6 protein-coding genes are annotated in these 8,749 nt (G+C 39.2%); all 6 read left to right on the forward strand.

Annotated elements, in window-relative coordinates:
• Nucleotides 1–49 precede the first annotated feature (49 nt).
• Nucleotides 50–1,003: a competence protein CoiA gene (locus QP439_RS06810; protein ID WP_285388934.1), complete on the forward strand. Its 954-nt coding sequence runs from the start codon at nt 50–52 to the stop codon at nt 1,001–1,003.
• An 18-nt stretch (nt 1,004–1,021) separates the two neighbouring features.
• A complete protein-coding gene (pepF, locus tag QP439_RS06815; protein ID WP_285388936.1) occupies nt 1,022–2,824 on the forward strand; it encodes an oligoendopeptidase F in 1,803 nt (600 codons plus the stop codon).
• 1 nt (nt 2,825) lies between these two features.
• Complete coding sequence (locus tag QP439_RS06820) at nt 2,826–3,539, forward strand: O-methyltransferase (protein ID WP_223330122.1); 714 nt, start codon at nt 2,826–2,828, stop codon at nt 3,537–3,539.
• 66 nt (nt 3,540–3,605) lie between these two features.
• Entirely contained in the window at nt 3,606–4,544 is a 939-nt protein-coding gene (gene prsA / locus QP439_RS06825) for a peptidylprolyl isomerase PrsA (RefSeq protein ID WP_045597054.1), read from the forward strand.
• Between the two features lie 160 nt (nt 4,545–4,704).
• On the forward strand, nt 4,705–5,928 hold the full coding sequence (gene ftsW, locus QP439_RS06830) for a cell division peptidoglycan polymerase FtsW (protein WP_084865064.1): 1,224 nt from the start codon (nt 4,705–4,707) through the stop codon (nt 5,926–5,928).
• Nucleotides 5,929–5,952: 24 nt separating this feature from the next.
• Nucleotides 5,953–8,649 (forward strand): phosphoenolpyruvate carboxylase, encoded by a 2,697-nt coding sequence (gene ppc, locus QP439_RS06835; RefSeq protein WP_033684999.1) that lies wholly within the window; start codon nt 5,953–5,955, stop codon nt 8,647–8,649.
• Nucleotides 8,650–8,749: the final 100 nt, after the last annotated feature.

Here is an 8,749-nt window from a genome sequence, read left to right on the forward strand (position 1 = left end):
TCCTGATCTTTTTTCTTTTTTACGAATAATATAGAAAAGGAGGGAAATCATGTTTGTTGCGAGAGATGCTAGGGGACAGCTGGTAAATGTGTTAGAGGATAAGCTTGAGAAGCAAGCATACACCTGCCCAGCTTGTGGGGGTCAGCTCCGTTTGCGTCAAGGACCAAGTGTCCGGGCCCATTTTGCCCACAAAACCTTAAAAGACTGTGATTTTTCCTCTGAAAATGAAAGTCCAGAACACCTGGCAAATAAGGAAGTCCTCTATCACTGGTTGAAAAGAGATTCAGAGGTGCAATTAGAATACCCTCTTCCAGAGCTTAAACAGATTGCAGATGTATTTGTAAATGGTCATCTTGCTCTAGAAGTTCAGTGTAGTCCCTTGCCTCAAAAACTTCTTAAAGAGCGTAGCGAGGGCTATCGTAGTCAGGGTTACCAAGTACTGTGGTTACTGGGTCAAAAACTTTGGCTCAAGGAGCGTTTGACTCGTCTGCAACAAGGTTTTCTCTATTTTAGTCAAAACATGGGCTTTTATGTTTGGGAAGTAGACAAGGGGAAACAGGTTTTAAGGATTAAATATCTCATACACCAGGATCTTCGAGGCAAACTCCATTATCAAATCAAGGAATTTCCCTATGGCCAAGATAGTCTACTGGAGATATTACGTTTTCCCTATAAGAAACAAAAAATATCTCATTTTACAGTTTCTGAGGATAAGGACATCTGTAGCTATATTCAGCAACAACTCTATTATCAAAATCCTATTTGGATGAAAGAACAAGCAGAAGCCTATCAAAAGGGGGAAAATCTCCTGACTTATGGGCTAAAAGAATGGTATCCACAAATTCGACCATTAGTAGGTGAGTTTTGCCAAATTGAGAAGGACTTGACCAGATATTATCAGTATTTTCAAACCTATTACCAAGAAAATCCTCAAAATGATTGGCAAAAGCTCTATCCACCAGCCTTTTATCAGCAATATTTCTTGAAAAATATGGTAGAATAGAAAGGATGGAGGAATCTAATGGTATTACAAAGACATGAAATAAATGAAAAAGATACATGGGATCTATCAACGATCTACCCAACTGACCAGGCTTGGGAAAAAGCCTTAAAAGATTTAACAGAACAATTGGAGACAGTAGCCCAGTATGAAGGCCATCTCCTGGATAGTGAGGATAGCCTACTCGAAATCACTGAATTTTCTCTTGAAATGGAACGCCAGATGGAGAAGCTTTACGTCTATGCTCATATGAAGAATGATCAGGATACACGTGAAGCCAAGTACCAAGAGTACTATGCCAAGGCCATGACTCTCTACAGCCAGCTAGATCAAGCCTTTTCATTCTATGAGCCTGAATTTATGGAAATCAGTGAAGAGCAGTATGCTGACTTTTTAGAAGCTCAGCCAAAATTGCAGGTTTATCAACACTATTTTGACAAGCTTTTACAAGGCAAGGAACATGTTCTATCACAACGTGAAGAAGAATTATTAGCTGGAGCTGGTGAAATCTTTGGTTCAGCAAGTGAAACCTTCGCTATTTTAGATAATGCAGATATCGTCTTTCCATTTGTTAAAGATGAAGATGGTAACGAAGTGCAATTATCACATGGCGTTTATATGCGTTTGATGGAGTCTAAAAATCGTGAAGTTCGCCGTGGTGCTTATCAAGCACTTTATGCGACTTATGAACAATTCCAACATACCTATGCCAAAACCTTGCAAACCAATGTTAAGGTGCAAAACTACCGTGCCAAAGTTCGCAACTATAAGAGTGCTCGTCATGCAGCCCTCGCTGCGAATTTTGTTCCAGAGAGTGTTTATGACAATTTGGTAGCAGCAGTTCGCAAGCATTTACCCCTCTTGCATCGTTACCTTGAGCTTCGTTCAAAGATTTTGGGGATTTCAGACCTCAAGATGTACGATGTCTACACACCACTTTCATCTGTCGAATATAGTTTTACCTACCAAGAAGCCTTGAAAAAAGCAGAAGATGCCTTGGCAGTCTTGGGTGAGGATTACTTGAGCCGTGTTAAACGTGCTTTCAGCGAGCGTTGGATTGATGTTTACGAAAACCAAGGCAAGCGTTCAGGAGCCTATTCTGGTGGTTCTTATGATACTAATGCCTTTATGCTCCTTAACTGGCAGGACAATCTGGACAATCTCTTTACTCTTGTTCATGAAACAGGTCATAGTATGCATTCCAACTATACTCGCGAAACGCAGCCTTATGTTTACGGTGACTATTCTATCTTCTTGGCTGAGATTGCCTCAACAACCAATGAGAATATTTTAACGGAGAAATTGTTGGAAGAAGTGGAAGACGACGCAACGCGCTTTGCTATTCTCAATAACTTCCTAGATGGTTTCCGTGGAACGGTTTTCCGCCAAACTCAATTTGCTGAGTTTGAACACGCGATTCACCAAGCGGATCAAAATGGTGAAGTCTTGACAAGCGATTTCTTAAATAAACTCTACGCAGACTTGAACCAAGAGTATTATGGTTTGAGTAAGGAAGACAATCCTGAAATCCAATACGAGTGGGCACGCATTCCACACTTCTACTATAACTACTATGTATATCAATATTCAACAGGCTTTGCAGCAGCTTCAGCCTTGGCTGAAAAAATTGTCCATGGTAATCAAGAAGACCGTGACCGCTATATCGACTATCTCAAGGCAGGTAAGTCTGACTATCCACTTAATGTCATGAGAAAAGCTGGAGTTGATATGGAGAAGGAAGACTACCTCAACGATGCCTTTGCAGTCTTTGAACGTCGTTTAAATGAGTTTGAAGCACTTGTTGAAAAATTGGGAATGGCATAAGATGGTTGAATCATATAGTAAGAATGCCAACCATAACATGCGTCGTCCTGTTGTCAAGGAAGAAATTGTGGACTTGATGCGTCAGCGTCAAAAGCAAGTCACAGGTTCCTTGAAAGAATTGGAAGACTTTGCCCGCAAGGAAAATATTCCCATTATTCCCCATGAAACGGTTGCTTATTTCCGTTTTCTCATGGAAACCATGCAACCTAAAAACATTCTGGAAATTGGGACGGCTATCGGTTTTTCAGCTCTTTTAATGGCGAAACATGCTCCAAAGGCCAAGATTACAACCATTGACCGCAATCCAGAGATGATTGGATTTGCCAAGGAAAATTTCGCCCAGTTTGACAGTCGCAAGCAAATTACGCTCTTAGAAGGAGATGCGGTAGATGTCTTATCTACCTTGACAGAGTCCTATGATTTTGTCTTTATGGATTCAGCCAAGTCTAAATATATCGTCTTTCTGCCAGAAATCCTCAAACATTTGGACGTTGGAGGTGTGGTTGTCTTGGATGATATTTTCCAAGGTGGTGATGTTGCTAAGGATATTATGGAAGTCCGTCGTGGTCAGCGAACTATTTACAGAGGACTTCAAAGACTATTTGATGCAACCTTAGACAATCCAGGACTCACCGCAACACTAGTACCTCTGGGAGATGGCATTCTCATGCTTCGTAAAAATGTAGCAGATGTTCAATTGCCTGACAGCGAATGATTTTCAGAAAAATTTAAGAAAATATAGTAAAATAGATAGGGTAACACTTATCTCAAAGGAGTAGACATGAAGAAAAAACTATTGGCAGGTGCCATTACACTATTATCAGTAGCAACTTTAGCAGCTTGTTCGAAAGGTTCAGAAGGGGCAGATCTTATCAGCATGAAAGGGGATGTCATCACAGAACATCAATTTTATGAGCAAGTGAAAAGCAATCCTTCAGCTCAACAAGTATTGTTGAACATGACCATCCAAAAAGTATTTGAGAAGCAATATGGCTCAGAAGTAGATGACAAAGAAGTCAACGATACTATTGCCGAAGAAGAGAAACAATATGGTGAAAACTACCAACGTGTCTTATCACAAGCAGGAATGACTCTTGAAACACGTAAAGCGCAAATTCGTACTAGTAAATTAGTTGAGTTGGCAGTTAAAAAAGCAGCAGAAGCTGAATTGACAGACGATGCTTACAAGAAGGCTTTTGACGAGTACACTCCAGATGTAACGGCTCAAATCATTCGTCTTGATAATGAGGATAAAGCGAAAGAAGTCCTCGAAAAAGCCAAAGCTAGTGATGCAGACTTTGCTCAATTAGCTAAAGATAACTCAACAGATGAGAAAACCAAAGCGAACGGTGGAGAAATCACTTTTGATTCAGCTTCAACAGAAGTACCAGATCAAGTTAAGAAAGCAGCTTTTGCTTTAGATGTAAATGGTGTTTCTGATGTGATTAGTGTTACTGGAACACAAGCCTACAGCAGCCAATATTACATTGTGAAACTCATTAAGAAAACAGAAAAATCATCTAATATCGATGACTACAAAGAAAAATTGAAAACTGTTATCTTGACTCAAAAACAAAATGACGCATCATTTGTTCAAAGCATTATCGGAAAAGAATTGCAAGCAGCCAACATCAAGGTTAAAGATCAAGCCTTCCAAAATATCTTTACTCAATACATCGGTGGTGGAGATTCAAGCTCAAGCAGTTCTTCAAAAGAATAAAACAGAAAAGAGCCAAGTGCTCTTTTTCTTATGAGAAAATCTTCTATCTTGAGGGTAAGAGTTTTTTTCTTTCGGAAAAAATGGTATAATAGCAATCAAAACTAGAAAATAAACGGAATTTGGGAATAATTTCTTTTGTTCTCATTAGATTGGTGATACTATGAAGATTAGTAAGAGGCACCTGTTAAACTATTCTATTCTAGTTCCTTACTTGCTTTTATCTATTTTGGGCTTGATTGTAGTTTATTCTACAACCAGTGCCATTCTTATCGAAGAAGGTAAAAGTGCCCTCCAATTGGTTCGAAGTCAGGGAATGTTTTGGATATTTAGTTTAATATTGATTGTCTTGATATATAAGCTGAAACTGAATTTTTTAAGAAAAGAACGACTTTTATTTATTGTTATGTTTGTTGAGCTGATTCTCTTAGCTCTGGCTCGCTTAATTGGTACGCCAGTCAATGGAGCCTATGGTTGGATTTCAGTAGGACCTTTGACCATTCAGCCAGCGGAGTATTTGAAGATTATCATCGTCTGGTACTTGGCCCAACGTTTTTCAAAACAACAGGATGAAATTGGTATTTACGATTTTCAAGTTTTAACTCAAAATCAATGGATTCCTCGAGCTTTTAATGATTGGCGTTTTGTCCTCTTGGTAATGATAGGAAGTTTGGCTATTTTCCCAGATTTGGGGAATGCTACAATCCTAGCGCTGGTCGCCTTGATTATGTATACAGTTAGTGGGATTGCTCATCGTTGGTTTATAGTCTTTATCGGTGTATTGTTTGGAGTTTCAGCCCTATCCTTATCAGCTATTTCTATGATTGGGGTTGATAAGTTTTCAAAAGTTCCAGTATTTGGTTACGTTGCTAAGCGTTTCAGTGCCTACTTTAATCCCTTTGCTGATTTGGCAGGAGCAGGCCACCAACTTGCAAATTCCTACTTTGCCATGGTAAATGGTGGTTGGTTTGGTCTAGGATTAGGAAATTCAATCGAAAAACGTGGTTATTTACCAGAGGCTCATACAGACTTTGTATTTTCAATTGTCATTGAAGAGTTTGGATTTGTGGGAGCCAGCTTGATTTTAGCCCTTGTCTTTTTCCTGATTTTGCGGATTATCCTAGTCGGTATTCGTGCTAAGAATCCCTTTAATTCCATGATGGCGATTGGGGTTGGGGGGATGATGCTGGTACAGGTATTTGTTAATATTGGCGGAATTTCGGGCATTATTCCTTCGACAGGAGTAACCTTCCCCTTCCTATCACAAGGGGGGAACAGTCTCCTAGTCTTGTCTGTAGCCATCGCCTTTGTCTTAAATATTGATGCAAGTGAAAAACGTGCCCAATTATATGAGGAGTTAGAAGCTCACTCATCAAACTATATGTAGAGTTGATAGTGGAAAGGATGACCTATGTCTCTTCAAAAATTAGAAAACTATAGTAATAAAGCTGTCGTGCAAGAAGAAGTATTGATTTTAACAGAATTGTTAGAAGATATCACTAAAAATATGCTTGCCCCAGAGACTTTTGCAAAAATCATGGAGTTGAAAGAATTATCAACTCAAGAAGATTATCAGGGCTTGAACCAACTGGTTACTAGTCTGTCAAATGATGAAATGGCTTATATTTCACGCTATTTCTCTATCTTGCCTCTTTTGATTAATATTTCAGAAGACGTGGATTTGGCCTATGAAATCAACCATCAAAATAATATCGATCAAGATTATCTTGGGAAATTATCGGCAACGATCAAAATGGTTGCAGAAAAAGAAAATGCGGTTGAAATTCTAGAACACTTGAATGTTGTCCCTGTTTTGACTGCCCATCCAACACAAGTACAACGTAAGAGTATGCTGGATTTGACCAATCATATCCATACCCTTTTGCGTAAGTATCGTGATGTGAAATTAGGTTTGATTAATAAGGAAAAATGGCATAATGATCTCCGTCGTTATATTGAGATTATCATGCAGACAGACATGATTCGTGAAAAGAAATTGAAAGTGACCAATGAAATCACGAATGTTATGGAATACTACAATAGTTCATTCCTGAAGGCAGTTCCTCATTTGACTGCTGAGTACAAGCGTCTGGCTAAAAAACATGGCTTGGAGTTGAAACATCCTAAACCAATTACCATGGGAATGTGGATTGGTGGAGACCGTGATGGGAATCCTTTTGTTACAGCAGATACCTTGAAACAATCTGCTATGACCCAGTGTGAAGTCATCATGAATTACTATGATGAAAAGATTTACCAACTTTATCGTGAATTCTCTCTCTCAACCAGTATCGTCAATGTAAGCAAGCAAGTCAGAGAAATGGCTCGTCAATCCAAGGATAACTCGATTTATCGTGAAAAAGAGCTTTACCGTCGTGCCTTGTTTGATATTCAATCAAAAATCCAAGCAACAAAAACCTATCTGATTGAGGATAAGGAAGTTGGGGCTCGCTATGAAACAGCTAATGATTTTTATAAGGATTTAATTACTATTCGTGATTCCCTTTTAGAAAATAAGGGCGAAGCACTGATTTCTGGTGATTTTGTTGAGTTAATTCAGGCAGTTGAAATTTTTGGTTTCTATTTGGCATCTATTGACATGCGTCAAGATTCTAGTGTTCATGAAGCCTGTGTAGCTGAACTCTTGAAATCAGCTGGTATTCATTCGCATTATAGCGAACTAAGTGAAGAAGAAAAATGCCAGCTTCTCTTGAAAGAATTAGAGGAAGATCCACGTATTCTTTCTGCTACTCATGTTGAAAAATCAGAGTTACTTGAAAAAGAATTAGCAATCTTTAAGGCTGCTCGTAAGTTGAAAGATAAGTTGGGAGATGATGTCATTCGTCAGACCATCATTTCACATGCAACCAGCGTATCAGACATGTTGGAATTGGCTATCTTGCTAAAAGAAGTAGGGTTAGTTGATAAAGAAAGAGCCCGTGTCCAAATTGTTCCTCTCTTTGAAACAATCGAGGACTTGGACCACTCAGAAGAAACCATGAGAGAATACCTTTCTCTTCCTCTTGCTAAGAAATGGATTGCTTCACGTAATAACTACCAAGAAATCATGCTTGGTTACTCTGATAGTAATAAAGATGGTGGTTACCTTTCATCATGTTGGACCCTCTACAAGGCTCAACAACAATTGACTGCTATTGGAGATGAATTTGGCGTTAAGGTTACCTTCTTCCACGGCCGTGGTGGGACTGTCGGTCGTGGTGGTGGACCAACCTATGAAGCCATCACCTCTCAACCTCTCAAGTCCATTAAGGATCGTATCCGCTTGACGGAGCAGGGTGAAGTAATTGGCAATAAATATGGTAACAAAGACGCAGCTTACTATAACCTTGAAATGTTGGTTTCGGCGGCCATTAACCGTATGATTACTCAGAAGAAGAGCGATACCAACACCTCAAATCGTTACGAAGCTATTATGGACCAAGTGGTGGACCGTAGTTACGATATCTACCGTGATTTGGTCTTTGGTAATGATCATTTCTATGATTATTTCTTCGAGTCAAGTCCAATCAAGGCTATTTCAAGCTTTAATATTGGTTCTCGTCCAGCCGCTCGTAAGACTATTACTGAAATCGGTGGTTTGCGAGCTATCCCTTGGGTATTCTCATGGTCGCAAAGTCGCGTCATGTTCCCTGGATGGTATGGAGTTGGTTCAAGCTTCAAGGAATTTATCGATAAAAATCCAGAGAATATTGCTATCTTACGAGATATGTACCAAAATTGGCCTTTCTTCCAATCGCTTCTTTCAAATGTCGACATGGTCTTGTCAAAATCAAATATGAATATTGCTTTTGAATATGCCAAACTGTGTGAGGATGAAGAAGTAAAAGCAATCTATGAGACTATTCTAAATGAATGGCAAGTCACCAAGGAAGTTATCTTGGCTATCGAAGGTTACGATGAACTCTTGGCTGAAAATCCATATCTAAAAGCAAGTTTGGATTACCGTATGCCTTATTTTAATATTCTCAACTATATCCAGTTGGAGTTGATTAAACGTCAACGCCGAGGAGAATTATCAAGCGATCAAGAAAAATTAATCCATACAACCATCAACGGAATTGCGACAGGATTGCGTAATTCAGGCTGATACCTATCAAACTTCCTCTTTTCTAGGCTCTTTGTCAACTGTAGTGGGTTGAATAAAAGCTAAAACCGAGAAAGGACAAATTTCGTCCTTTCTTTTTTGA

Source organism: Streptococcus sp. UMB1203 (genome assembly GCF_030217725.1).
Taxonomy (GTDB): Bacteria; Bacillota; Bacilli; order Lactobacillales; family Streptococcaceae; genus Streptococcus.